General features: G+C 73.1%; 24 protein-coding genes. 16 read left to right on the top strand and 8 right to left on the bottom strand.

Annotated features, from left to right (window positions below; genetic code table 11):
- Positions 1-47: 47 nt before the first annotated feature.
- Positions 48-758: a DUF6766 family protein gene (locus ACFVGS_RS09275; RefSeq protein ID WP_384408287.1), complete on the bottom strand. Its 711-nt coding sequence runs from the start codon at positions 756-758 to the stop codon at positions 48-50.
- 84 nt (positions 759-842) lie between these two features.
- Positions 843-1262 (bottom strand): hypothetical protein, encoded by a 420-nt coding sequence (locus ACFVGS_RS09270; protein WP_384408285.1) that lies wholly within the window; start codon positions 1260-1262, stop codon positions 843-845.
- Between the two features lie 109 nt (positions 1263-1371).
- Between ACFVGS_RS09270 and ACFVGS_RS09265 the strand changes: the two genes are divergently transcribed.
- The 3 genes from ACFVGS_RS09265 (at position 1372) to ACFVGS_RS09255 (ending at position 3776) form a co-directional block, all read left to right on the top strand.
- A complete protein-coding gene (locus ACFVGS_RS09265; RefSeq protein ID WP_384408283.1) occupies positions 1372-1521 on the top strand; it encodes a hypothetical protein in 150 nt (49 codons plus the stop codon).
- Positions 1522-1636: 115 nt separating this feature from the next.
- Positions 1637-2689, top strand: a complete 1053-nt coding sequence (locus ACFVGS_RS09260; protein WP_385691865.1) for a hypothetical protein — start codon at positions 1637-1639, stop codon at positions 2687-2689.
- Positions 2690-2864: 175 nt separating this feature from the next.
- Positions 2865-3776 carry a class I SAM-dependent methyltransferase gene (locus ACFVGS_RS09255; RefSeq protein WP_384408279.1) on the top strand — a complete coding sequence of 304 codons (912 nt, stop codon included), beginning with the start codon at positions 2865-2867 and terminating at the stop codon, positions 3774-3776.
- A gap of 17 nt (positions 3777-3793) precedes the next feature.
- Here ACFVGS_RS09255 and ACFVGS_RS09250 read toward each other — a convergent pair whose 3' ends face one another.
- The 4 genes from ACFVGS_RS09250 to ACFVGS_RS09235 form a co-directional block, all read right to left on the bottom strand.
- Positions 3794-4240: a DUF4383 domain-containing protein gene (locus ACFVGS_RS09250; protein ID WP_384408277.1), complete on the bottom strand. Its 447-nt coding sequence runs from the start codon at positions 4238-4240 to the stop codon at positions 3794-3796.
- Complete coding sequence (locus tag ACFVGS_RS09245) at positions 4237-4941, bottom strand: hypothetical protein (RefSeq protein WP_384408276.1); 705 nt, start codon at positions 4939-4941, stop codon at positions 4237-4239. The genes ACFVGS_RS09250 and ACFVGS_RS09245 overlap by 4 nt, the downstream gene beginning before the upstream one ends.
- Before the next feature lie 16 nt (positions 4942-4957).
- Positions 4958-5518 carry a hypothetical protein gene (locus ACFVGS_RS09240; RefSeq protein WP_384408274.1) on the bottom strand — a complete coding sequence of 187 codons (561 nt, stop codon included), beginning with the start codon at positions 5516-5518 and terminating at the stop codon, positions 4958-4960.
- Positions 5519-5641: 123 nt separating this feature from the next.
- Positions 5642-5839: a hypothetical protein gene (locus tag ACFVGS_RS09235; protein WP_384408272.1), complete on the bottom strand. Its 198-nt coding sequence runs from the start codon at positions 5837-5839 to the stop codon at positions 5642-5644.
- Positions 5840-6013: 174 nt separating this feature from the next.
- On the opposite strand from ACFVGS_RS09235, the gene ACFVGS_RS09230 reads away from it, so the two are divergent.
- Positions 6014-6427, top strand: coding sequence for a VOC family protein (locus tag ACFVGS_RS09230; RefSeq protein ID WP_384408270.1), 414 nt, complete (start codon positions 6014-6016; stop codon positions 6425-6427).
- A gap of 76 nt (positions 6428-6503) precedes the next feature.
- Here the strand turns inward: ACFVGS_RS09230 and ACFVGS_RS09225 are convergent, their stop codons facing one another.
- On the bottom strand, positions 6504-6740 hold the full coding sequence (locus tag ACFVGS_RS09225) for a DUF6480 family protein (RefSeq protein WP_384408268.1): 237 nt from the start codon (positions 6738-6740) through the stop codon (positions 6504-6506).
- A 154-nt stretch (positions 6741-6894) separates the two neighbouring features.
- Here ACFVGS_RS09225 and ACFVGS_RS09220 point away from each other — a divergent pair, with 154 nt between their 5' ends.
- From ACFVGS_RS09220 to ACFVGS_RS09195, 6 genes are all read left to right on the top strand, one after another.
- Positions 6895-7071 (top strand): hypothetical protein, encoded by a 177-nt coding sequence (locus ACFVGS_RS09220; RefSeq protein ID WP_384408266.1) that lies wholly within the window; start codon positions 6895-6897, stop codon positions 7069-7071.
- The gene (locus ACFVGS_RS09215; protein ID WP_384408264.1) at positions 7068-7547 is read left to right on the top strand and encodes a hypothetical protein; all 480 of its coding nucleotides are present in this window, start codon (positions 7068-7070) and stop codon (positions 7545-7547) included. Before ACFVGS_RS09220 ends, ACFVGS_RS09215 begins: the two co-directional genes overlap by 4 nt.
- Before the next feature lie 52 nt (positions 7548-7599).
- Positions 7600-8745 carry a Vms1/Ankzf1 family peptidyl-tRNA hydrolase gene (locus tag ACFVGS_RS09210; RefSeq protein WP_384408262.1) on the top strand — a complete coding sequence of 382 codons (1146 nt, stop codon included), beginning with the start codon at positions 7600-7602 and terminating at the stop codon, positions 8743-8745.
- A gap of 33 nt (positions 8746-8778) precedes the next feature.
- A complete protein-coding gene (locus tag ACFVGS_RS09205) occupies positions 8779-9030 on the top strand; it encodes a hypothetical protein (protein WP_384408260.1) in 252 nt (83 codons plus the stop codon).
- Positions 9031-9322: 292 nt separating this feature from the next.
- Positions 9323-11065, top strand: a complete 1743-nt coding sequence (gene ctaD / locus ACFVGS_RS09200) for a cytochrome c oxidase subunit I (protein ID WP_384408258.1) — start codon at positions 9323-9325, stop codon at positions 11063-11065.
- A complete protein-coding gene (locus tag ACFVGS_RS09195; protein WP_384408256.1) occupies positions 11062-11457 on the top strand; it encodes a cytochrome c oxidase subunit 4 in 396 nt (131 codons plus the stop codon). Before ctaD ends, ACFVGS_RS09195 begins: the two co-directional genes overlap by 4 nt.
- Before the next feature lie 27 nt (positions 11458-11484).
- Here ACFVGS_RS09195 and ACFVGS_RS09190 read toward each other — a convergent pair whose 3' ends face one another.
- On the bottom strand, positions 11485-13209 hold the full coding sequence (locus ACFVGS_RS09190; protein ID WP_384408254.1) for a cytochrome bc complex cytochrome b subunit: 1725 nt from the start codon (positions 13207-13209) through the stop codon (positions 11485-11487).
- A gap of 659 nt (positions 13210-13868) precedes the next feature.
- Between ACFVGS_RS09190 and ACFVGS_RS09185 the strand changes: the two genes are divergently transcribed.
- From ACFVGS_RS09185 to ACFVGS_RS09160, 6 genes are all read left to right on the top strand, one after another.
- Positions 13869-18275: an amino acid adenylation domain-containing protein gene (locus ACFVGS_RS09185; protein WP_385691855.1), complete on the top strand. Its 4407-nt coding sequence runs from the start codon at positions 13869-13871 to the stop codon at positions 18273-18275.
- Positions 18275-18589 carry an acyl carrier protein gene (locus tag ACFVGS_RS09180; protein ID WP_385691852.1) on the top strand — a complete coding sequence of 105 codons (315 nt, stop codon included), beginning with the start codon at positions 18275-18277 and terminating at the stop codon, positions 18587-18589. Before ACFVGS_RS09185 ends, ACFVGS_RS09180 begins: the two co-directional genes overlap by 1 nt.
- A 7-nt stretch (positions 18590-18596) precedes the next feature.
- Positions 18597-19367 (top strand): thioesterase II family protein, encoded by a 771-nt coding sequence (locus ACFVGS_RS09175; RefSeq protein WP_385691850.1) that lies wholly within the window; start codon positions 18597-18599, stop codon positions 19365-19367.
- The gene (locus ACFVGS_RS09170) at positions 19361-19990 is read left to right on the top strand and encodes a LysE family translocator (RefSeq protein WP_385691847.1); all 630 of its coding nucleotides are present in this window, start codon (positions 19361-19363) and stop codon (positions 19988-19990) included. The genes ACFVGS_RS09175 and ACFVGS_RS09170 overlap by 7 nt, the downstream gene beginning before the upstream one ends.
- A 262-nt stretch (positions 19991-20252) precedes the next feature.
- Positions 20253-23090, top strand: a complete 2838-nt coding sequence (lanL, locus tag ACFVGS_RS09165) for a class IV lanthionine synthetase LanL (protein WP_385691844.1) — start codon at positions 20253-20255, stop codon at positions 23088-23090.
- Between the two features lie 59 nt (positions 23091-23149).
- Complete coding sequence (locus tag ACFVGS_RS09160) at positions 23150-23305, top strand: VenA family class IV lanthipeptide (protein WP_384408242.1); 156 nt, start codon at positions 23150-23152, stop codon at positions 23303-23305.
- Positions 23306-23335: the final 30 nt, after the last annotated feature.

Below are 23335 nucleotides of genomic sequence, written 5' to 3'. Positions count from 1 at the left end.
TTCCCCGTGGGCCCGGCCGTAAACGGCCGCCCGTCGACGGCCGGGGGTCAGCCCTCGACGCCGGTGGCGGAGTGCGGGGCGCCGACCGGCTTGGACTCGGGGGAGCCGCGCTGCCGCAGGTAGACGGACAGGATGGCCATCGCGGCGACGGCGAGCAGCTCGGACTGCCAGTTCTGCAGCGAGCGGTTCCAGAAGTCGGAGGATCCGAGGTACGCGCTCCAGTCGATCGGGGCCTGGAGCCGCCGCAGCCGCTCGCCGTTGTACGCGGCGACGCCGGCCACCGACTGGGCCAGCCACGACAACAGGAAGAACACCGCCATGACCAGGCCCAGCGAGCGGGAGTACAGCCCCTGGCGCCAGTCCTTCGTGCCCGCCCAGCGGGGCGAGACCGACTCCGCGTGGTCGCCCATCCGCTGGTCGCGGTCGCTCTCCGTCCCGGCGCGTTCGAGCGGCTTCGACTCCGGCGAGCCGCGCTGGACCAGGTAGACCGTCCCGAACACGTACAGGAAGAACTGCAGGAACTCGGACTGCCAGTTCTCGGTGACGTCGACGGCGAAGTCCGAGGACATCAGGTACTCGCCGAGCCCGACCTGCTGGAGTCCGTCCAGGGTCAGCTGCTCGTTGAACTCGGCCCGGCCCGCGACGGCCTGCGCGGCGAGGACGACGAAGAAGGCGGCCCCGAAGACGAGGGTCAGGCTGTTGGACCGCCAGAACCCGGTCCGGTCCTCGCCTCCCCGCCCGGACTTCTGCCCGGTCACCTGTGCATCGCCCCGATCGCGGTGAAGTAGGCGAGGCCGCCCAGGATCGTCAGGACACAGCCGATGAACACGGCCCTCATCGCGTCATCCTCCCTTGAGCGAGCAGTGGTAGGGCTCGTCCTCCGCCTGCGGCTCGCAGCCGGCCGCGGTCACCCGCCAGCCGCCGTGGAACAGCGACAGGAACAGCGTGTCGCCCGTCATGCGCAGCATGGCGTCGCGGCCGTACACGTCGACGCCCCGCGTCGCACCCGCCCGGGGCAGCTCCAGCTCGCGCAGGGCGGGGCCGCACGGACCCTCCGCGTCCTCCTCGACCTGGTCGCGGGTCTCGGGCGCGAGCAGCTCACAACCGGTGCGGTAGTCCCCGGCGGCCAGTGCCGCGGCGAACCGCCGCCCCGCTTCGGAGGCCCCTCGCTCGTGCGCCGGAGAGGCGCCACACCCGCTCAGCACGCACAGCAGCGCCGCCGTGCCGAGCAGCGCACCGACCGCACGCGGAATCACCGACATGCTCCCACCCTGCCCGCGCGCGGCGCGCGGCCCGCGCGACACACCGGCGAATCCCTCGTTCGGCCGATCCCTGGGGGCGGGCGCCCCGGATCCCGGGTCTGCTGGAGGCATGGGCCGACCAGAGTTCATCCCGCCGGCCGTGGGGCTGTTCCTCCTCGTGCTCGCCCTTCCCTGGCTCAACGGGTTCTGGGAGGACGTCAGCGCCCCGCTGGGCCCCATGACCGGCCTCTTCAGCGTCACCTCGCGGGTCCACGGCTGACGCGCCGGCCCCCGCCGAGTCCCGCCGGATCCCGCCTGAGGGAGGCGTTCCGCCCGCCACGTACGATGCGCGTGATCGCCGTCGTACACGTGCACGAAAAGAGCGCCCGCCTCCGATGCCCGGCCCCGAGAGCCACGAGCCGCCGCTGTCCGCTTCCCCCGCCTCCCGTCCCTGGTGGCAGACGGGTGCCGCGCGCGTGGGGGCGATCGTCCTGACGCCTCTGCTCGGCCTGGTGAACGACCGGCTGGGCGGGGTGATGCTCCTGGTCACCCTGGTGCTGCTGTGGTGGCGCAACCCCTGGCCCACGGCGGGACGGGTCGTCGCCACGATCGCCGCGACGGCGCTCTTCGGATCGGTGCTCCCGGATCCGCCGGCCACCGCACCGGCCCCGGCGGCCGGCTCGGCGGCGGCGAAGCCGACCACCCGCCCGGGCCTCCCCGGCACGTCACGGACGACGCCCGCCGCCCCGGCGTCGACGATGCCCACGCTGCCCGACTTCACGGGCGAGAGGCTGGACGTGGCCTTTCCCAAGTCGCGGAGGAAGGGCTACACCGTGATCTCCCACGACGCGTCGGACGCCCGACGGGAGGTCACGGGGCGTTCGCTGTGGAAGGTGTGCTTCCAGACGGCCGGAGGCACGTCCGGGCAGCCGGTCGTCGACTTCGGCGTCGTGCTCCGCGGCGAGCGGTGTCCCCGGGGCGAAGGCCGGCCGGTGCCGTGGCCCGTCATGCCGGAGGTGGTCTGGATGACCTGGCGCACGGCCGTGCCGAAGGTGGTCGCCGCCGGCGTGCCCGAGAAGAGGCTGCACGCGGAGGCGGCGTACCTCAACGACAGGCTGCCCGCCGAGGGCGAGTACGACGACTGGCGGGTCTGCGTCCAGGACCCGGCGGAGGGCGCCCGGGTCACCGACGAGGTGCGCCTGGTGACCCTGTCGCTGTCCGCGCCGGGCAACGGCTGCCCGCAGCCGGACCGCGGCCGCGACGCGTACCTCCCGGACCGCGACGACGACGGGGACCCCGACTACCTCGACCCGTACCCGGGCGACCCGAACCGCACCCGGCTCTTCCCCGACGGCCGGCCGGGCGGCTCGGGAGGCACGACCGGAGGCTCGTCGGGGGGTTCCGACGGCGACGGCTGGAGCGTCTGCCGGCACACCCGCTGGTGCTGACACGCCGCGTCCCCTGGGCCGATCGGCCCAGGCGCGGCGCGCCCCGGCCGTACGCGAAGGGCCGGCCGGTGGAGGATCGGGCGCACTGACCGACCGCCTCACCGTACGAAGGGCCCGGCGCCATGGAACCGCACGACCGTCGCGAAGGCACCAGCGGCGTCGCCAGGGCGGCGCGGTGACCGCCGTACCGCCCGAGGACGCGACGGGCGGAGCCGGCGGACGCTACGGGGAGACCGTCTTCCGCCCGGAACAGGCGGGCGAGGGCGAGCGCATCGACTTCGGCGCCCTCGCCTACGACGACATCACCATGGCGCGCCTGCGGGCACTGGGAGCCGGGCCGGGATGGCGCTGCCTCGACGTCGGCGCCGGCACGGGCACGGTGGCACGCCGGCTCCTCGAGGAGGCCGGGGTGGACGGCGTCGTGGCCGTGGACCGCGACGTACGGTTCCTCGCCGAGCGGCCCGTACCCGGACTCGACGTGGTCGAGGCCGACCTCACCGCGCCGGACTTCGCCCCCGGCCCCGGCCGGTTCCGGCTCGTCCACGCACGCTTCGTGCTCATGCACCTGCCCGAACGCGAGCGCCTGATCACCGTCCTGGCCGGACTCGTCGAGCCCGGCGGGGTGCTGGTGCTGAGCGACGCGGTGGACCTGACGAGCGACCTCGACCTCGACCGGGACCGGAACCGGGAGGGCGGCCGGGACGGCGGCGGCGCGCCCGACCGCGGCCGGACGTCCGGTACGCCGTACACGCCGGCCATGCGGGCGATGTGGCAGGGACTGCGGGCCACCATCGGCACGGACGTCTCCTGGGTGCCCTCGTACCCGCGGCTGCTGCGCGACGCCGGCCTCTCGGCCGTCGCCGCCGAGATCCACGTGCCGCCGTTGCTGCCCGGCAGCCCCATCAGCCGCTTCTGGGCGGACACATGGCAGCGGAGCCGGGCCGCGATGCTGGCCACCGGGCTGCTCGACGACGAGGGTCTCGACGCGGCGATCCGCTGTCTCGACTCCGACGGGTGCGCGGCGCTGTCGGCGGGGATGCTGACGGCCTGGGGACGGAAGCCGGCCCCAGGACGCGCCGCGCGGTAGTGGCCCTTCCGCCCCGGTCAGCGGGCCCGGCGGGGCCTGGCGAGCAGCAGACCCAGGAGGAGCATCGCGAGGCCCAGGCCGAAGTGGAGCCAGTTGTCGGGTTCGTTGACGGGAACGAAGTTGGCGTCGTCGGCGAGGTCGATCAGCAGGCCGTACAGCCACAGGGCCAGATAGATCAGACCGCCGCCGACGAGGAACGAACGGGCCGTGGGGGCGGTCCGGGACATGGCGATGCCCGCGACACCGAAGAGCAGGTGCACGATGTTGTGCAGCACGGAGACCTGGAAGACGCCGAACAGTTCGGCGCCCGAGTCGTGTCCGGCGAAGGTCATCGCGTCGTAGTCGGTGGTCACGCCCGGGACGAAGCCCAGGACCCCGACCACCAGGAACGCGGTGCCGATCAGCAGTGCGGCCGTCCGTACGGGCGCCGTTCCCGCGACGGGGCGTCTCGTGGTCGTCGTCATCGCGCTTCCTCGCTCCCGTGGTCCGCGCCGTGGCTGAGCAGGCGCCGGAAGAAGGAGCGGTACTGCCGCAGGGCCGTGCGGAGGTCTTCGGTGTCGACGTCCTCGCCCTGCTTCCACTGCCCTTCGAGCGTCCGCCGGTGGTCGGCGAAGGTGGCGGCGAGCTTCTGCATCACGTCCGCGACGAGGGTGTCGGCCGCGTGCACGGCCTCGCGGGGATCGTCCACGAACATGCTCTGGATGTCGTGCCAGCGGGTCCGGAAGCCCTCCTCGTCCGCGGCCTCCATCAGCCGCGGCGACTCCTCCGCCGGACGGTCGGCCGTGGCGGCGCCGGTCTCGTCGCCTTCCGTGGCGGTACGGGCGCCGGTCACGGTGTCCGCTTCGGTCGCCGTGTCCGTACCGGTCGCCGTGTCCGCTTCGGTCGCCGTGTCCGCGCCGGTCGCCGTGTCCGCGCCGGTGCCGGCGTACTCGCCGCCGCTCGTGGCGATGCTCTCGCCGGGGTACGTCGGAGGCGCACCGGAGCCGGTCTCACGGCCCCAGCCGCCCTCGCGTTCGGTCCCGGTCCCGGGTCCGGTCTCGGGTCCGGCTTCCGTCCCGGGCTCGGCCGTGGTCCCGGGCTCACGCTCTTTCTCGACCGGGCGCCGGGCGATGTCCTCGGTCGACAGGCCGGTGTCGGCCCGTCCGGAAGGGTCGTAGTCGCGCATGCCGAAGTCCTGACTCTCAGGCCCGGCCGGAGCCGGGCTGGTTTCCGTCGGCGAGCAGTTCGTCGAAGAGGACCCGGTAGTGGATCATCGCTCCGCGCAGCTGCTCGGTGGTCGCCTGGTGTCGTGAGCTGAGGTGTTCGACGTCGTGTGCCGCGCGGTAGTGCTCCAGGGTGCGGCCGTGTTGGACGGACAGGTCACGGACCTGTTGCTCGAAGTCCTCGGTGGGATAGCCGCGCTCCCGCATGACGGCTGTCACCAGCCGGTCCGCGTCGTGGACTGCCGACTCGGGATGGTCGACGAACTGCTCCTGCACGCCGCGCCACTCTCGCAGATAGCGTTTCCTGAGGTCCTCGTCGAGCGGGCGGATGTCGAGCGAGTCGTGCCGCTCCTCGCGTGCGCCGAGGTCGTATTCGGCCGCCCGCCGGCCGCCCGCCTCGTCGACCGTCCGGTCGTACTCGGAGCCGTAACGCTCCCGCAGCCGGTTCCGTCTGCGTCGGTCGAGCACGAAGGCCAGGACGATCAGGATGATCACCACCGCGATCGGAATGACGATGGCCAGAACGGTTCCTGTGGACATGACCCGGCCCCCTTGACCGTGACGGGCTTGCCTGTGACGGGCGCTTTCGCCTCGCGACTGCCCGCGTGCCCACGAGGGAAACCGCCGCTCGTCGGTGGGGTGGGACAGCGTGTCGCCGGCCGCTCAGTGGGCGGCGGCGCCGAACTCGGCGTGCTGCGTGCGGAGCGCGAAGTCGGCCTCTTCCCCGGGCGGGCGGCCGACCGAGAAGCGCCGTGCCTCCGCGCGGGCCTCCCGCATCAGGAGGACGAACTCCTCGTCGCTGAGCCTGCGTCGACGGCGGCCACCACCGTCGGTCGCCCGGTTCTCGGACTGCCTGCCCATGATCCTCTCCGCCTCTCCGCTTCCGCGGTTCTCGTCCGGCGACTACCCGGCGGTCGCCGGAACAGACATCGCCGCGACCGGACGAGCCACGAGGACCGCAGCAACGGTCAAACCACCCCATAGCGCCATAAGCTGGCCGCCTGACATCGTTCGTCACCCCGAAGGGAGCGACCCTTGGCATCTCGACTCAACCCGTACATCAGCTTCTCCGGCGATGCGCGGCAGGCCATGGAGTTCTACAGGAGCGTTCTGGGCGGCACGCTGAACCTGAGCGGCTACGGCGAGTTCGGCTCGCAGACGCCGCCCGGCTACGAGGACAAGATCATGCACGGCATGCTGGAGACCGACCGCGGATTTACGCTGATGGGCGCCGACCAGCCGCCCGGCATGGAGCACCGGCCCGGGAACAACTACGCGGTCAGCCTGAGCGGCGACGACGCGGACGAGCTGCGCGGCTACTGGGAGAAGCTGTCCTCCGGCGGAAACGTCTCCGTCCCCCTGGAGAAGCAGATGTGGGGCGACGTGTTCGGCATGTGCACGGACAAGTTCGGCATCACGTGGATGGTCAACATCACCGGTCAGGGCTGACCGGGAGAGCGTGCAGAGCGGCGTACGGCCGGGTGCCGGGAGCCGGCACCCGCCCGTACGGCGCACCACGCGTGGCTCAGCGGGTGGCCAGGACGATTCCGTACACCGCGAAGAAGAGGGCGACCACGAGGACGACGAGGAGCACGATGAACAGCGGACCGGCGGCCCAGCCGCGGGTCGGACGCCGGTGCGGGCCGACGCCGGTGCTGGTGCCCGTCTCCGCCGGAGGGGTCTCGCCCGGGGGTACGCCGCCTCCGGGCTCCAGGCCCGTCGTGGAACGGGGGTCGGGATCGGGGTTGCTCGGGACGGTCATGACCGTCACCTCCTGCTCACGGGTTCCGGCACGCCGGCACGGCCGTGCGGTCCGACGACTGCCCCGCCGGGCCGGTTTCATTCGTCCCGAGCGGGTAGTCGCGCAGCGAGGTACGCCGATACCGAGCAACAGCGTGCGCAGGAGGAGGAGAGCCATGACCACGCCTCAGCGCGGCAACAGCAAGTCCGGTCCCCGGCTGGACGACGAACGCAAGAAGGAAGTCGAGGGCCAGGTCCGGTCCGGGCATCCGACGCGTGCCGAGGAATGGCACGACCCCGAACCTCCGGTGGACCCGCCGCCCTACGACAAGGAGGAAGGCGAGGGGAAGTGACGTCGCCCGAGCGGCCCGCCGCAGACACCGACGGACGCGGCGACGACGTCTACCAGCCGACCGGCTCGGACGCCCGCAACCGGCCGAGCGACCCGCTCGACCCGGAGAACATGCTGGACCCGGAGCCGGGCGAGAGCCCCGAGGAACCGGGATTCTCCCCGCCCGACCGGCCGAGCGTGGTCACCCGCCGCGGCCCGACGACCGACGACCAACGCGAAGGCACCCGCCTCGACGACCGCCTGGCGGAGGAGCGCCCCGACGTGACGCCCGCGGAGGGCGACGACGTCGGAGACCTTCCCGGCGGCGAGGGCGAGCCGCTCGACGAGGAGTCCGGCGCCACGCCGGCCGGGCGCCTCGTCGTGCCCGACCCGCTGGTTCCCGGCGGCGTCACCGCCCGCGACACCGGGCCCGACGACGAGATCGCCGCCGAGGAGGCGGCGGTCCACCGGGACACCGGGATCGACGGCGGCGGCTGACAGGGGATTCGCGACCGATCAACGCACCACACCGGCGTGCGAGGTGATGAGGGTGAAGCTCGACTTCCTGGAGCCCGTGGCCCACAAGGGACCCTGGGCCTCCGTGTACGCGACCACCGGACCGCCCGACGAAGCGTCGGCGGAGCGCCGGGAACTCACCTGGAGTGAGTTGTGCCGCTCCCTGGAGGAACAGGGCGCGGACAAGGAGACCACCCGAGCGGTGCGCGAGGCGCTGGACCGGGTGCAGCCCGACACCGGACAGCGCGGCCTGGCGCTCTTCGCCGCGGAGGGGCGGGTCGCGCTCACCCGCGGTCTCGACCGGCCGCCGAGCGTGACCGAGGCGCTCTGGGCGGACCTGCCCCACGTCACGCCGCTGCTCGAACCCGTCGGACAGGCGCCCGTCTGCCTCGTCGCGCGCGTCGACCGCAGTGGCGCGGACTACCGCGTCCACGGGGCGAACACGGCGGAGGAGGCGGGCTCGGTCGAAGGCCGTGACTGGCCCCTCCACAAGGCGTCCTCGGGCGACTGGTCGGCCACGCACTTCGACGCCGCCGTCGAGAACACCTGGGAGGAGAACGCCGCCCTGATCGCCGACGAGCTCGCCGACCTCTGCCGTGCCCACGGCGCCGCGATGATGATGCTGGCCGGAGGCGCGCGCGAGTGCCACGCCGTACGCGAAAGGCTGCCCGCGGACCTGAGGGAGATCACCAGGATCAGCGAGCACGGCGGCAGGGCCGCCGGAGCCGACACCGATCTCCTGATGGCCGACGTCGAGGCGGCCCGGATGGAGATGGCGGCCCAGGGCACCGAGGCGGTTCTCGACCGCTTCCGTGCGGGCCGCGGCGACGGCGACCGGGACCGTACGGCCGTCGAGGGCATCCCCGCGGTGGTCGACGCCGTCCGGCAGCACCGGGTCGACACGCTGCTGATCAGCCCCGAGGGAGCCGATTCCGGCCGCGAGGTCTGGGTCGGCGACGCGCCGGACCAGGTGGCGGTACGGCGTTCCGAGGCCGAGTCGCTGGGCGCCGGAAGCCCGCACGCCGCCCGCGCGGACGACGCCCTCGTGCTGAGCGCGGCAGCGACCGGCGGCGAGGCCGTCATGGTGCCGGGCGACAGCTCGGCCGACATCCCGGCAGGCGGCATCGGCGCGCTCCTGCGCTGGCCCCGCAGCGGGCCGGAGGAGGCGGCAGACCGCTGACCGGGCGGACCCGTACGACATCAGGAGGCGGCCATGAACGGATCACGGAGCGGTCCGCAGCCCGGCGGAGGCAGGACCTCGGCCACGCCGCGTGACCTCGCCGAACTCAAGGAGCGGCAGGCCCACCGTGAGGACGAGCACAAGGAGACGGCGCAGCAGGGGACCGGGCGGCACGCGGCTCCCCGGGACCGCGGCGGGAACCAGGCAGGCCGGCACGGGCGCGCGGAGAAGGGCGTCGCCCCGGACGGCGGAATCCCCGGCGGCCGCCCGCCCGACGAACCCTGACCCTCCACCCGACCGACTCCGAACCCCCAGGTGACGGACCCATGAGCCGTCACCCGACGAACCCCTCACCGAAGGCGGACTCCCCGACCGGGAGCCCGCCTTCACCCTGCCCGGGGGAGTGGGACCGTCGGCACGGCCCCGCGAGTCCGGGGCGTCCCGCCCCGGCTGGTCCTCGGCGACGAACCGGTGAATTCCGTGCGCGTCGCCGCCCGGCGGCCTCCCCGTCGCCCCGTACGGCGGCAGGATCGCGGCACGGGCCTCGGCCTTGGCCGACGAGACACTGGGGTGCACGATGCGGCGGGACAGCGCGCTGCCGGAGAGCCGGGACACGGCGCCCGCGCCGACGGTCGCGGACACGGCCGTGGACCGGCGGATCCGGTCCGGAGTCAGGTTTCTGGGGCTGCTGACGACCACGGACCACAAGGTCGTCGGCTACCTGTACATGGTCACGTCGTTCGCGTTCTTCCTGCTCGCCGGGCTGCTGGCCATGGTGATGCGCGCCGAACTGGCGCGGCCGGGCCTGTCCCTGGTCAGCGCCGAGCAGTACAACCAGCTCTTCACCGTGCACGGCACCGTGATGATGCTGCTCTTCGCCACCCCCATGTTCGCCGGCTTCGCCAACGCCGTCATGCCGCTCCAGATCGGCGCGCCCGACGTGGCCTTCCCCCGGCTGAACGCCCTCACCTACTGGCTCTTCGCCCTCGGCGGTCTGATGGTCGTGTCCGGCTTCGTCGTGCCCGGAGGAGCCGCGTCCTTCGGCTGGTTCGCCTACGCCCCGCTCAACGGGCCGGTGTTCTCGCCCGGAGCGGGCGGTGACCTGTGGACCATGGGACTGGTCCTCTCCGGCGTCGCGACCACCCTCACCTCGGTCAACTTCATCACCACGATCGTGTGCCTGCGGGCCCCGGGCATGACGATGTTCCGGATGCCGATCTTCACCTGGAACGTGCTGCTCACCTCCGTCCTCGCCCTGCTCGCCTTCCCCGTGCTCACCGCGGTGCTGCTCGCCCTGGAGGCCGACCGGAAGTTCGGCGCCCACGTCTTCGACGCGGCCTCCGGCGGCGCCCTGCTCTGGCAGCACCTGTTCTGGTTCTTCGGGCACCCGGAGGTCTACATCGTCGCGCTGCCGTTCTTCGGCGTGATCTCCGAGATCATCCCGGTGTTCAGCAGGAAACCGCTCTTCGGGTACGTCGGCATGGTCGGGGCGACGATCGGGATCACCATGCTCTCCGCCGTCGTGTGGGCGCACCACATGTTCGCGACCGGGGCCGTGCTGCTGCCGTTCTTCTCGCTCATGTCCTTCCTCATCGCCGTGCCGACGGGCGTCAAGTTCTTCAACTGGATCGGCACCATGTGGCACGGCAGCCTGTCCTTCGAGAGCCCGATGCTGTTCGCGATCGGCTTCCTGGTCACGTTCCTGCTCGGCGGGCTCAGCGGTGTGCTGATCGCCTCGCCCCCGCTCGACCTGCACCTCACCGACTCGTACTTCATCGTCGCGCACCTGCACTACGTGCTGTTCGGGACCGTCGTCTTCGCGATGTTCGCGGGTTTTTACTTCTGGTGGCCCAAGTGGACCGGACGGATGCTCGACGAACGCCTGGGCCGGATCCACTTCTGGACCCTCTTCACCGGATTCCAGACGACGTTCCTGGTGCAGCACTGGCTGGGCGAGGGCGGCATGCCGAGGCGCTACGCCGACTATCTCGCGGCCGACGGGTTCACACTCCTCAACACCGTCTCGACCCTCGGCTCCTTCCTGCTCGGCCTGTCGACCCTGCCGTTCCTGTACAACGTGGTGCGCACCCGGACGCGGGGACGCGAGGCGGGCGTGGACGACCCGTGGGGGTACGGCCGTTCGCTGGAGTGGGCGACCTCGTGTCCGCCGCCCCGGCACAACTTCCTCGCCCTTCCCCGCGTACGCTCCGACTCGCCCGCCTCCGACCTGCACCACCCGCAGTCTCCCGGCCCCGGGACGTGGACGGGAGACGTGCGGGACCGCGTGCGGAAGGCAGTGGAGGAAGGGGAGAACGGATGAGAGCCGAGGCGCTCGTGTTCGCCGTCACGGCGGGCTTCTTCCTCGCCGTGGACGTCCTGTACGGGGTCTGGGCGCGTGAACCCGCGGGCATCGCCGCGCTGACCGTGGCCTTCCTGATGGCGCTGCTGGTCTGCTTCTTCTTCGCCCGTCACCACCGCGTCAACGGGCCGCGGCCCGAGGACCGCCGGGACGGCGAGGTGCGGGACCGGACCGGCCCGCTCGACCTGTTCCCGCCGCACAGCGGCTGGCCGGTGCTCATCGCCACCGGCGCGGCCGTCCTCGCGCTCGGTGTCGTCTACGGTCTGTGGCTGGCCCTGATCGGCCTCGGCGCCCTCGCCGCGGGCGTCGGCGGCCTGGTCTTCCAGTACGCGGGCGAGGACGAGGGCCGGTAGACGAGGGCCGCCGGCGGGGCGGTCCCGTCAGGGCGTCACGTCCTCGTCGGCGCCACCCGCCGCGCGACCGCCGCCGCCCTCCTCCGCCGCCGGCACCGCCGCTCCCTCTCCGGAGCCCTCCGGCACGAGCACCCGGGCGGGCGGCGCCGTGCGCTCCGCGACCGCGGCGCGTTCCTCCGCCCGCGCGGGGAGCACCACCCGGTCGGCGAGCAGGAAGCGGCTCAGGGCGGCCCGCAGCCGCAGCCGGCGGGACACCGGCCCGCCCTCGGGCAGCGCCAGGGGTTCCGGGGACTCCCGTACCAGCAGCCGGTACCGGACGTCGGCCGGGACGGGCCGGTGGCGGCCGGACAGCTCGCCGTACACCGCCTGCTCCACCTGGCGGGTCTCCTCGCCGCGGGTCAGCCGGCGGCGGTCCGCCGCCTGGAGCGCGAGGCAGATCCGCTTGGTCACGGCGAAGGCCAGGACCGGTCCGAGCACCAGCGCGACGCGCAGCAGCCAGGTGATCGTCTCGACGGAGATCCGGAAGGTGAAGGCGATGACGTCGTTGCCGCCGGCGAGCAGCAGCACGGCGTAGAAGACGATGCCGGCCACTCCGAGGGCGGTCCGGGCAGGGCGGTTGCGGGGCCGGTCGCACAGGTGGTGCTCCGCGCGGTCGCCCGTCGCCCACTTCTCGAGGAAGGGATAGCAGAGGAGCGCGGTGAACAGCACGCCGGGAAGGACCAGTGTGGGCACGAAGACGTTCCACATGATCGTGTGGCCGGCCACCACCGTGTCCCAGGCGGGCATCAGCCGCATCGCGCCTTCCAGGAAGCCGACGTACCAGTCCGGCTGGGAGCCGGCCGACACCTGGTCGGGCCGGTAGGGGCCGTAGTTCCACACCGGGTTGACCTGCGCGATGCCGCCCGTCACCGTCAGCGTGCCGAACACCAGCAGGAACAGTCCCGAGGACTTGGTGACGAAGTGCGGGACCATCGGCTGCCCCACCGCGTTGCGGTTGGTCCGCCCGGGCACCGCCCAGTGCGTGTGCTTCAGGTAGAACACGAGCAGCAGGTGCAGGGTGACGAGCGCGACGAGGAGCGCCGGGACGAGCAGCACGTGCAGCACGTAGAGCCGGGGAATGACCACCTGACCCGGGAACTGCCCACCGAAGAGGGCCATTTCCAGGTACGTGCCCAGCACCGGGACGGAGCCGACGATCGTGGCCGCCGTGCGCAGTCCGGTCCCGGACAGCAGGTCGTCCGGGAGCGAGTAGCCGGCGAAGCCCTCCAGCATCGCCAGCACGAACAGCGTCACCCCCACGACCCAGTTGGCCTCCCGGGGCTTGCGGAACGCTCCCGTGAAGAAGACCCGCAGCATGTGCACGGCGATGGCGGCCACGAACACCAGCGCCGCCCAGTGGTGCACCTGCCGGATCAGCAGCCCGCCGCGCACCTCGAAGCTGAGGCGCAGCGTCGTCGTGTACGCCTGCGTCATCCGCTGCCCCTGCAGCGGGGCGTACGGGCCGGTGTACACGGTCTCCACCATGCTCGGGTCGAAGAACAGCGTGAGGTAGACCCCGGTCAGCAGGAGCACGACGAACGCGTACAGGGCGATCTCGCCGAGCAGGAACGCCCAGTGGTCGGGGAACGCCTTCCGCAGGGCGCCGCGGGCGAGTTCCGCGAGCGGAAGGCGCCCGTCGGCCGCGTCGAACCCGCGGACGACCGCCGCCTTCGCGCGGGCGTTCCAGCGGTTCCTGTGCCTGCGAAGGAACATCCGTCTTCTCCCTGACGATCCCGCCGCTTCCCGCGCCCCGCCGCCCGCGGGGCCGCCCTGGAGACCCTGCCGCCCCGCCCTCCCCGGGCGGCCACGGGCGCGCCGGAGCTTGCGCCGGGCGGGCGAATAATCGGTCCGGCGCACCCCGCCGACGAACCGGGAGCCCCCGGCGGACGCCGATCGAACAGCGCGCCCAGAGGTTCAGTCGTTTTCGGTCAGTTTCTCTGTCAGGTCTTCGCCGCCGCCCGGCGAATTCGCGTCATCCGTCATACTCCGAGAATTCCCTTACCGGAGGAGAAGTCCATGCGCAGAGGTCTTCTCGGGGCCGGTCCGAGGGAGTGTTTCCGGCCGTCACGGTGAAACGTGAGGGTCCTCACCGTGGACCCCCGGGTTCGCGGTGGTTCTAATTGGCGGGCCCATTCGTACGGGCTGTCCGAAAGGACGTCACGGGGGCTTGCGAGGAGGTCGGCGATCGGGAAGGGTGCGCCGCCGAGGGCGGCGCCTTCGGCATGCCCCCGGCGGGTCTGCGCCGGGCGGGCGGGCCTTCGTCGGTGCCGATTCCTTACTCCTTCAACTCTCGCGTCTTCAACAAATGGTAGCGGGTCGCACGACTTCCTCCGTGATCCGGTGGAAGCCGAAACAGACGAAGAGGGAAAACGATGACGGACAACGGTCGTACGAGCCGGACACCCCGGAGCGACGACAGGTTCGAGAAGTTTCCGCTGACGGAGATCCAGTACGCCTACTGGGTCGGTCGCGGCTCCAATTTCGTGCTCGGCAACGTGGCGCCACACGCCTACTTCGAACTCGAAGGACGACGCCTCGACCCCGACGTGCTCTCCCACGGCTGGCGGACCCTGATCGAGCGGCACGACATGCTGCGCGCGGTCGTGGACGAGGACGGACAGCAGCGCGTCCTCGCCTCCGTGCCGAAGTTCGAGGTCCGATGTACCGACCTCCGGTCGGCCCCGCCGGAAGAGGCGGAGCGCGTGCTGACCGGCATACGCGACGAGATGTCCCACCACGTCTACACCGCCACCGACTGGCCCCTGTTCGACATCCGCCTCTCCCGGCTGCCCGACCACGACCGGCTGCACGTCAGCCTCGACCTCCTCATGGTCGACCTGGCCAGCCTCACGCTGCTGTTCAGCGAGTGGAGCGCGCTCTGCCAGGACGCCGAGCTGCGACTGCCTCCGGTCGACGTGACCTTCCGCGACTACGCGCTCGCCCTGGAGCAGGGCTCCCAGGCACCCCGGCACCGCAAGGCCCTCGACTACTGGACCTCCCGCGCCGCCACGCTCGCCCCGCCGCCCGACCTGCCGCTCGCCAAGTCGCCCGTCTCCGTCCACAAGCCCCGCTTCACCCACCGCGAGTACCACCTGCCCGAAGCCGACTGGAAGCGGCTGCAGGAGCGCTGCGAGGCCCGCGGCCTCACACCGACCGCCGTCCTCGCCGCGGTCTTCTCCGAGGTGCTCGCCGTCTGGAGCGGCACCCGGCGCTTCACGCTCAACCTCACCCTCTTCAACCGGCTGCCGCTGCTCCTGGACCGCAACGAGGCCGGCAAGCGCGTCGTCCACCCCCATCTGCGGCGCATGGTCGGCGACTTCACCTCCATCTGCCTCCTGGAAGTGGACGCCTCGACCGGCCGCTCGCTGACCGCACGCGCCGAGGCCACCCAGACCCAGCTCCAGAAGGACCTGCGCCACCGCCAGGTCAGCGCCCTGCAGACGCTGCGCGAACGCCGCCGGCTCGGCCTGCAGAGCGGCTTCGAGACGATGCCCGTCGTCTTCACCAGCGGCCTCGGCACCGCCGCCGACGTCAGCGACGCCATGGCCTACTTCGGCGACATCTCCTACCGGGTCAGCCAGACCCCGCAGGTCTGGCTCGACCACCAGGTCGTCGACTTCACCGGCTCCCTCGACCTGACCTGGGACTGCGTCGAGGAGCTCTTCCCCGAAGGCCTCCTCGACGACATGTTCGCCACCTACTGCGCGACCGTCGCCCGCCTCGCCCACGAGGACAGCCCCTGGGACGAGGAACTCACCGTCGACCTGCCCGGGCACCAGCTGACCGCACGCGCGGAAGCCAACGCGACCGAGGGCCCGCGCCCCGCCGGCCTGCTCCACGAGCCCTTCCTCGACCGGGCCGCCGCCCACCCGGAGCGGCCCGCCGTGCTGACCGCCGGCCGCGAGGTCAGCTACGGCGAACTCGCCGCCCGCGCCGAGGCCGTACGGCACCAGGTGGCGGCCGCCACGGACGGCGAGCCGCGCGACCGGCTCGTCGGCATCACCCTCGACAAGAGCCCCGAGCAGGTGGCCGCCGCGTACGGCGTGATGATGGCCGGCGCCGCGTACCTGCCCGTCGGCGCCGCCCTCCCCGCGCAGCGCCGCTCCCGCATCCTCGCCGACGGCCGGGCCCCCGCGATCGTCACCGACCGCGCCCTCGACGCCGCCCTGGAGTGGCCCGACGGGATCCCGCGCCTCCTCGTCGACGGCCCCGCCGCCCCGGAAGCGCCCGCCGGCCGTCTTCCGGCCGGTCCCGCCCGCCCCGGAGACCTGGCGTACGTCCTCTACACCTCGGGCTCCACCGGCACGCCCAAGGGAGTCATGATCGAGCACGGCGCCGTGCTCAACACCGTCGCCGACATCAACGAGCGCTTCCGCGTCGGCCCCGACGACCGCGTGTTCGGCCTCGCCGACCTCGGCTTCGACCTGTCCGTGTACGACCTCTTCGGCACCCTCGCCGTGGGCGCCGGGCTCGTCCTGCCGGACCCCGACATGCGCTCGGAACCGGCCCACTGGGCCAAGCTCATGGCCCAGCACGGCGTCACCGTGTGGAACTCCGTACCGGCCCAGATGCAGATGCTCGTCGAGCACCTCGAAGCCGGCGGCGAGATCCCCGAGCGGCTGCGTCTCGTCCTGCTCAGCGGCGACTGGATACCCGTCGACCTGCCCGGCCGCATCCACGACCTGTGGCCGGACGCCGAGATCATCAGCCTCGGCGGCGCGACCGAGGCCTCGATCTGGTCGATCCACCACCCCGTCGACGAGGTCCCGCAGGGCGCGAAGAGCGTGCCGTACGGCGTGCCACTGCGCAACCAGACCTTCCACGTGCTCGACGAGCGCATGGAGCCCTGCCCCGTGTGGACCGCCGGCCAGCTGTACATCGGCGGCACCGGACTCGCCCGCGGCTACTGGGCCGACGAGGAGCGCACCGCCGCCGCCTTCGTCACCCACCCGCGCACCGGCGAACGTCTCTACCGCACCGGCGACTTCGGCCGCTACCGCACCGACGGGACCATCGAGTTCCTCGGCCGCCGCGACGGCCAGGTCAAGATCAACGGCCACCGCGTCGAGCTCGGCGAGATCGAGGCCACCCTCTCCCAGCACCCCGGCGTGGACGCCTCGGTCGTCGTCAAGTCCGCCGACGGCGCCGGCGCCGCCCGCCTCCACGGCTACGTCGTCCCCTCCACCCGCGACGAGACGCTGTTCGTGACCGAGCACGCCGAGCCCGCGACCAGCGCGGAGCTCTGGCAGGCCCTCGGCACAACGGCCGGCCGGCCCGGGGCCGGACCCGCCCCCGAACGGCTGCGCGCCGCCTGGGACGTGCTCGACGAGGTGTACACCCTCGCCACCGCCGCCGCCTTCCGCTCCTTCGGCCTCCCGCACGAGCCGGGCGCCGTCTTCGACCCCGCGGCGCTGCGCGGCGCGGGCGTCGCGCCCCGCTACGAACGGTGGCTGGCCCGCGCCGTCGCCCGCCTGGAGGAGACCGGGCACCTTGCCGCGGGACCCGAAGGGACGACCGTCGCCCGCCCGCTGCCCGAGGCCCTGCCCGACGAGCTCAAGGGCCGTGCGCGCGGCGTCCTCAAGGACGTCCTCGGCATCGACGAGGACGTCACCGACTGGATGCTCACCCTCGCCGACGGCCTCGCCGACGTCCTCACCCAGAGCGTCCACTCCGCCGAGCTGTACGCCTCCGACCGCACCCCCGGCGTCTACGACCGGCTCTTCGGCCCCACGTACGAGGCCGCCGCCGACGCCGTACGCGAGTTCGCCGCCCGATGGCCCGCCGACCGCACCCTCAAGGCCATGGAGGTGGGCTCCGGCTACGGCTCGCTCACCCGGCACCTGCTGCCCCTGCTGCCCGAGGACCGCACCGAATACCTCTTCACCGACATCTCGCGCTACTTCACCGACCGGGCCAGGACCGTCTTCGCCGACCACCCGGCGCTCCGCTTCGACCTGTTCGACCTCGACCTCCCGCCCGCCGTCCAGGGCTTCGGCGACCAGGCCGCGGACCTCCTCGTCGCGGCCAGCGTGCTGCACGACATGCGGCGCATCGGCCCGACCCTGCGCAACCTGCGCTCCATGACCGCGCCCGGCGGCATCCTCCTCATGGTCGAGCAGACCACCTTCCACCCGTGGTTCGACCTCGTCATGGGACTCCAGCAGGGCTTCGACAACTTCGAGGACACCGAACTGCGCACCCGCCACTGCCTGCTCGGCCGCGAGCAGTGGGCCGCCGAGCTCGCCGCCGCCGGCTTCGCGCGCAGCCAGGTCCTCACCGTCACCGGCGGCCCCGCCTCCGTCGGCTTCGACGTGATCGTCGCCCAGGCACCCGACACCCGCCGCCGCTTCGCCCCCGACGCCCTGCGGGAGTTCGCGGCGGCACGCCTCCCCCGGCACATGGTGCCCGCGCAGATCCTCGCCCTGGAGGAGCTGCCCCTGAACGCCACCGGCAAGGTGGACCGCGCGGCGCTCGCCAAGGCGGGGGCACGCGGAGCGAGCCGCGGCAAGCCGGCCAGGCCGCCGCGCACCGACCGGCAGCGCAAGCTCGTCGAGATCTGGCGCGAGGTCCTGGGCCTCAGCCGGGTCGACCTGGACGACGACTTCCTGGACGCGGGCGGCGACTCGCTGCTCGCCGCGCGGCTCGTCGCCCATCTGCAGACCGCGTTCGACGTCTCCGTGCCGGTCGGCACGGTCCTCCAGTACACGACGGTCGAGGCGCTCGACGGCTACCTCGAGCAGCTCCTCGGACCGTCCGAGCTCATGCCCGGGGAGAAGTGATGAACGAGACCCAGCAGACCCAGCACACCGGCACCGGCGGCACGCCACCTCGCGCCGGAGGCAGGCCCTCCGCCGACGAGATCGTGGCGTGGGTCCTCGGCTTCCTCGCCGAGATCCTCGACGTACCGCCGCAGGACATCGACCCCGCCACGCCGCTCGACGAGCTCGGCGTCGACTCGGCCACCACCCTCGTCATGTGCGCCGGTCTCGGCGACGAGTTCGCCCTGCCCGTACGGCCCAGGGACGTGTTCGACCACTTCACGGCGGACGCCCTCGCCCGGCACCTGACGGCACCACAGCCCGCGGGAGTGTGAGCGACCCGTGAGCACCTCCACGCCGCCCCGCTGGATCATCGGCGGGGCGCCGCGGCCGGCCGCCCCCAAGCTCTACTGCTTCGCCCACGGGGGCGGCTCCGCCGCCGAGTACCTGCGCTGGGCCCGCGACCTCAGGGCCGGCGAACCGCACGCCGTGCAGCTGCCCGGACGCGGCTCGCGGACCGGCGAACCCGTGATCACGTCGATGGACGCGCTGGTCGCCGCGCTCCTCGACGGCGTACGGCCGGCCGCGGAACCCTTCGTGTTCTTCGGACACAGCTTCGGTTCGCTCGTCGCGTTCGAGTTCACCCGCGCGCTGCGGGCGGCCGGCCGACCGCAGCCCGCCCACCTCGTCGTCTCCGGCTACCCCGCCCCGCACCTGCCCCGCGCCGCCTCCCGGCTGCACCTGCTGGGCGACCGCGAGCTCCTCGAAGCCGTCTCCGAGCTGCACGGAGGCATCCCGCCCGAGGTCCTGGCCGACGACGACCTGGCGACCCTCGCGGCCCGGGCCCTGCGCGCCGACTACCAGGTCCTGGAGACCTACGCGCACCGGCCCGAGGCGCCCCTGTCCGTCCCCGTCACCGTGCTCGGAGGCACGGAGGACCGGGTCACCGCCGAGCAGCTGGAGGCCTGGCGCGAGCTGACCGACGCCGAGGTGACGGTACGCCGCTTCCCGGGCGGCCACTTCTACCTCCGGGACCGGCCGGCCCCGGTCCTGCGGGCACTCTCCGGCGCCCTCACGGCGGCGGTCGCGGGGGAGAGGAACGCGCCGTGCTGACCTTCGCCGCCGCGTCCCTGGTCCTCATCATGATCCCCGGACCCGACCAGGCGCTGATCACCCGCAGCGCCCTGGCCGGCGGCCGGCGGGCCGGCCTGCTCACCATGGTGGGCGGCGTCCTCGGTCTGGTCGTGCACGTCGGCGCCGCCGTCCTCGGCATCTCCGCGGTGCTGCTCGCCTCCGCCACGGCGTTCACCGTCCTGAAGGTCGTGGGCGCCGTGTACCTGGTCTGGATGGGCATCGCGACCCTGCGCGGCGCCCGCCGCACGCTGCGCGAGCAGTCCGGGCCGCCCGACGGCGGCGACGGGGCGGAGGAGGAAGGGGCCGGCGGCAGATACGTGCGGTACGGCTTCCTCTCCAACGCGCTCAATCCGAAGGTCGCGCTGTTCTTCGTGACCTTCCTGCCGCAGTTCCTGCCGCCCGACGGCCAGGTCTTCCCCAGGGCCATGGCCCTGTCGCTGGTGTTCGCGGCGCTGTACCTGCTGTGGTTCAGCCTGTACGTCATCACCGTCGACCGCCTCGGCAGAGTCCTGCGCCGCCCGCGGGTCCGCGCCCGGATCGAGCAGGTCACCGGCCTCCTGCTGATCGGCTTCGCGGTCCGGCTGGCCCTGCAGTCGCCCTGACCCGACGCCGCCGTGCGTGCGCTGTGCCGCGCGTGCGCGGCGGCGCCCCGCGGGGATCCCCGTGCGGCCCGGCCGGCCACCACGAGCGCCCGGCGTCTTCTTCTGCGCCTGGAACCGTCTCCCGTGCGCCCGGCGCGGCGCCCAGGAAGCGAAGAGCGCCGTGCGCTCGCCGGTTCAAGTGAATGGGGCCGGGTGCGCGTTGGTCGGTTTATGTCACCGGGCACGTTCCTGCCGGCGGTTCTCACCGTTGAGAGGGGCACCCATGACGAGCCACGCCACCGAGGCCGGGCTTGAAGACCTGCTGCACCAGGCGCTGCGCGCCACGGGTACGGGCGCGCGCTGGACGACCGGCACGGACGAGACGTGGTGCCGTGTCGCGCCCCGGTCCGGGACCCGGCGCGAGCAGGGCTGGAAGCTGCACCTCTCGGCGACGGCCGCCTCGGCGCCCACGGTCCTCGCGAAGGCCCTCGACGTGCTCCTGCGGGAGGAGTCGGCGTTCAAGTTCGCCCGCTCGCTGGAGCAGGTGAGCGCGCTCAACTCCCGTGCCACGCCCCGCGGAAGCTCGGGCAAGTTCATCACCGTCTACCCGCGCTCCGACGACGCCGCGACCCGGCTCGCCCAGGACCTCCACCAGGCCACGGCGGGCCTCCCGGGCCCCAGGATCCTGTCCGACCAGCCCTACGCCGTGAACAGCCTCGTGCACTACCGCTACGGCGCCTTCGTCGGCCGGCGGCGCCTCGCGGAGGACGGCCTGCTGGTCTGGTACATCGAGGACCCGGACGGCAATCCCGTGGAGGACAGGCGCACCGGCCGGTACTCCCCGCCCTCCTGGGCGGTCTGCCCGTTTCCCGCCACGGTGCCCGCCCCGCCCCGCACGGCGGACGCGACGAGCGGGCCGGTGGTGCTCGGCGGCCGCTTCGCGGTACGGGAGGCGATCCGGCACACGAACAAGGGCGGCGTCTACCGCGGCACCGACCTCCGGACCGGCGCACCCGTGGTGATCAAGGAGACGCGGCCGCACGTCGAGGCCGACGCCTCCGGCAGCGACGTACGCGACTGGCTGCGCGCGGAGGCCCGGACGCTGGAACGGCTCAGGGGCACGGGGCTCGCTCCGGAACCGCTCGCGGTGTTCGAGCACGGCGGGCACCTGTTCCTGGCCCAGGAGGAGGTGCCGGGCGTCACCCTGCGCACCTGGGTCGCCGAGCACTTCCGGGACGTGGGAGGCGAACGCTACCGCGCCGACGCACGGGCCCAGGCCGCCCGCCTGGTGGAGCTGGTCGCGGCGGCGCACGCCCACGGCTGCGTCCTGCGGGACTTCACGCCCGCCAACGTCATGGTCCGCCCGGACGGCGAACTCCGCCTCATCGACCTGGAACTCGCCGTCCGGCAGGACGAGCGCGCCCTGCCCACCCGCGTGGGGACCCCCGGATTCAGCGCTCCCGAACGCCTGGCCGACGCACCGGTCAGCCCGACGGCCGACTACTACAGCCTCGGAGCCACCCTCTGCTTCGTCCTGGCCGGCAAGGTGCCCCACCTGCTGCCCGAGGAGCCCGCCACCAGGACCCCGGAGCAGCGCCTCGCCGCCTGGCTGGCCGCCTGCACCGGCCCGCTGGGGCTGCCTGACGCCCTCGTGGACATGGTCCTGGGACTGATGAAGGACGAGCCCGCCGAGCGCTGGGACCCGCCGAAGGCACGCGAGGCACTGGCAGCGGGCGAGGCACCGGCACGTGAGGCACTGACAAGCAAGGGGCTGCCACGCGAGGCGATGACGCGCGAGACCCTGGCAGCGGGCGACGCACTGGCAGCAGGCGAGGCCCTGGCCCGCGAGGCCCTGCCCCGTGACGAGGTCCGCGCTCCCGAGCCCCCCGGAGCGGGGGATCCGGCGCCGCCGGGCCACCGCCGCGCCGCCGCTGCCCGGCCGGCAGGGCCCGACCGTCGTCCCGACCACGACCCCGTGGCCGCGATCGTCGGCCACCTCGTCGACTCCATGACCCCGGCGGACGACCGCCGGCTGTGGCCCGTGTCCACCACGGCCGGAGAGACCGACCCCTGCACCGTGCAGCAGGGTGCGGCCGGCGTCCTCGCCGTACTGACCCGGTACCACGCACTCACCGGCGACCCGCGCCTGCCCGGAGCGATCTCGACCGCGGGCCACTGGATCGCCCGCCGCACCGACACCCGCTCCACGCGCCCCGGCCTGCACTTCGGCGGTCGCGGAACGGCGTGGGCCCTGTACGAGGCCGCGCGCGCCGTCGACGACCGCCGGCTCACCGACCACGCGGTGGAGCTGGCGCTGGCCCCGCAGCGGTCCACGCCCGGCCACGACATCACCCACGGCACCGCGGGCAGCGGACTCGCCGCCGTCCACCTCTGGCACCGCACCGGCGACCCGCGCTTCGCCGCACTGGCCGTCGACGCGGCCGACCGGCTGGCCGCCGCCGTCCGGCGGGAGCCGTCCGGAGCGGGCTGGGAGGTTCCCGCGGAAGCCGCGTCGGGAGAGGCCGGCAAGCGCTACCTGGGCTTCGCCCACGGAACGGCCGGAATCGGCTGCTTCCTGCTCGCCGCCGCGGCCGTCTCGCACCGCCAGGAGCACCTGGACCTGGCCGTCGCGGCCGGCGAGCTCCTGGTGGCCAACGCCGTGCGCACGGGTGACGCGGCCCAGTGGCCCGCCAAGGCCACGGACGTGCCGACGGCCGCGTACTGGTGCCACGGCGCGGCGGGCATCGGCACCTTCCTCGTCCGCCTGTGGCAGGCGACCGGAGACGAGAGGTTCGGGGAGCTCGCCCGCCGCAGCGCCCACGCGGTCGCGGAACGCGCCGCCCGTGCCCCGCTCACCCAGTGCCACGGGCTCGCGGGAAACGGCGACTTCCTCCTCGACATGGCCGAGGCCACAGGTGATCCCGTCTACCACGCCATGGCCGAGGATCTGGCCCGCCTCATCCTCGCCGAAGGCGCCCTTCGCAACGGCCACATGGTCTTCCCCAACGAGTACGGCGACGTCTCGACCAGCTGGAGCGACGGTTCCGCCGGAATCCTCGCCTTCCTCCTGCGCGTCCGCCACGCCGGTCCCCGGCACTGGATGGTCCAGCAGCCGGTCTGAGCGGCAGGAAGTTCTGCCGCCGTCCCCGAAGAAAAGGAACACGGAAAAGGGAGTCACCCATGGAAAACCAGGACCTCGAACTGCTGGCCCGGCTCCACGCCCTGCCGGAGACCGAACCCGTCGGCGCCGACGGGGCGCCGTTCGCCGCGACGTGCGAGTGCGTCGGACTGCTGACCCTCCTCAACACCGTCTGTATCGGCGTCAGCTGCGCCTAGGCCGACAGTCGCCCCGGCCGGCAGCTGCCC

Source organism: Streptomyces sp. NPDC127114 (assembly GCF_042677525.1).
Taxonomy (GTDB): Bacteria; Actinomycetota; Actinomycetes; order Streptomycetales; family Streptomycetaceae; genus Streptomyces.
Note: the sequence above shows the minus strand (reverse complement) of the source record. Positions and strands in the feature narration are given on the sequence as shown.

Bases quoted from the DNA above. Each gene is read 5' to 3' on its own strand.
- ACFVGS_RS09270 (WP_384408285.1), bottom strand. From the start codon at position 1,262: ATGTCGGTGATTCCGCGTGCGGTCGGTGCGCTGCTCGGCACGGCGGCG.
- ACFVGS_RS09265 (WP_384408283.1), top strand. From the start codon at position 1,372: ATGGGCCGACCAGAGTTCATCCCGCCGGCCGTGGGGCTGTTCCTCCTC.
- ACFVGS_RS09260 (WP_385691865.1), top strand. From the start codon at position 1,637: ATGCCCGGCCCCGAGAGCCACGAGCCGCCGCTGTCCGCTTCCCCCGCC.
- ACFVGS_RS09250 (WP_384408277.1), bottom strand. From the start codon at position 4,240: ATGACGACGACCACGAGACGCCCCGTCGCGGGAACGGCGCCCGTACGG.
- ACFVGS_RS09245 (WP_384408276.1), bottom strand. From the start codon at position 4,941: ATGCGCGACTACGACCCTTCCGGACGGGCCGACACCGGCCTGTCGACC.
- ACFVGS_RS09240 (WP_384408274.1), bottom strand. From the start codon at position 5,518: ATGTCCACAGGAACCGTTCTGGCCATCGTCATTCCGATCGCGGTGGTG.
- ACFVGS_RS09235 (WP_384408272.1), bottom strand. From the start codon at position 5,839: ATGGGCAGGCAGTCCGAGAACCGGGCGACCGACGGTGGTGGCCGCCGT.
- ACFVGS_RS09225 (WP_384408268.1), bottom strand. From the start codon at position 6,740: ATGACCGTCCCGAGCAACCCCGATCCCGACCCCCGTTCCACGACGGGC.
- ACFVGS_RS09220 (WP_384408266.1), top strand. From the start codon at position 6,895: ATGACCACGCCTCAGCGCGGCAACAGCAAGTCCGGTCCCCGGCTGGAC.
- ACFVGS_RS09205 (WP_384408260.1), top strand. From the start codon at position 8,779: ATGAACGGATCACGGAGCGGTCCGCAGCCCGGCGGAGGCAGGACCTCG.
- ctaD (WP_384408258.1), top strand. From the start codon at position 9,323: ATGCGGCGGGACAGCGCGCTGCCGGAGAGCCGGGACACGGCGCCCGCG.
- ACFVGS_RS09195 (WP_384408256.1), top strand. From the start codon at position 11,062: ATGAGAGCCGAGGCGCTCGTGTTCGCCGTCACGGCGGGCTTCTTCCTC.
- ACFVGS_RS09190 (WP_384408254.1), bottom strand. From the start codon at position 13,209: ATGTTCCTTCGCAGGCACAGGAACCGCTGGAACGCCCGCGCGAAGGCG.
- ACFVGS_RS09185 (WP_385691855.1), top strand. From the start codon at position 13,869: ATGACGGACAACGGTCGTACGAGCCGGACACCCCGGAGCGACGACAGG.
- ACFVGS_RS09180 (WP_385691852.1), top strand. From the start codon at position 18,275: ATGAACGAGACCCAGCAGACCCAGCACACCGGCACCGGCGGCACGCCA.
- lanL (WP_385691844.1), top strand. From the start codon at position 20,253: ATGACGAGCCACGCCACCGAGGCCGGGCTTGAAGACCTGCTGCACCAG.
- ACFVGS_RS09160 (WP_384408242.1), top strand. From the start codon at position 23,150: ATGGAAAACCAGGACCTCGAACTGCTGGCCCGGCTCCACGCCCTGCCG.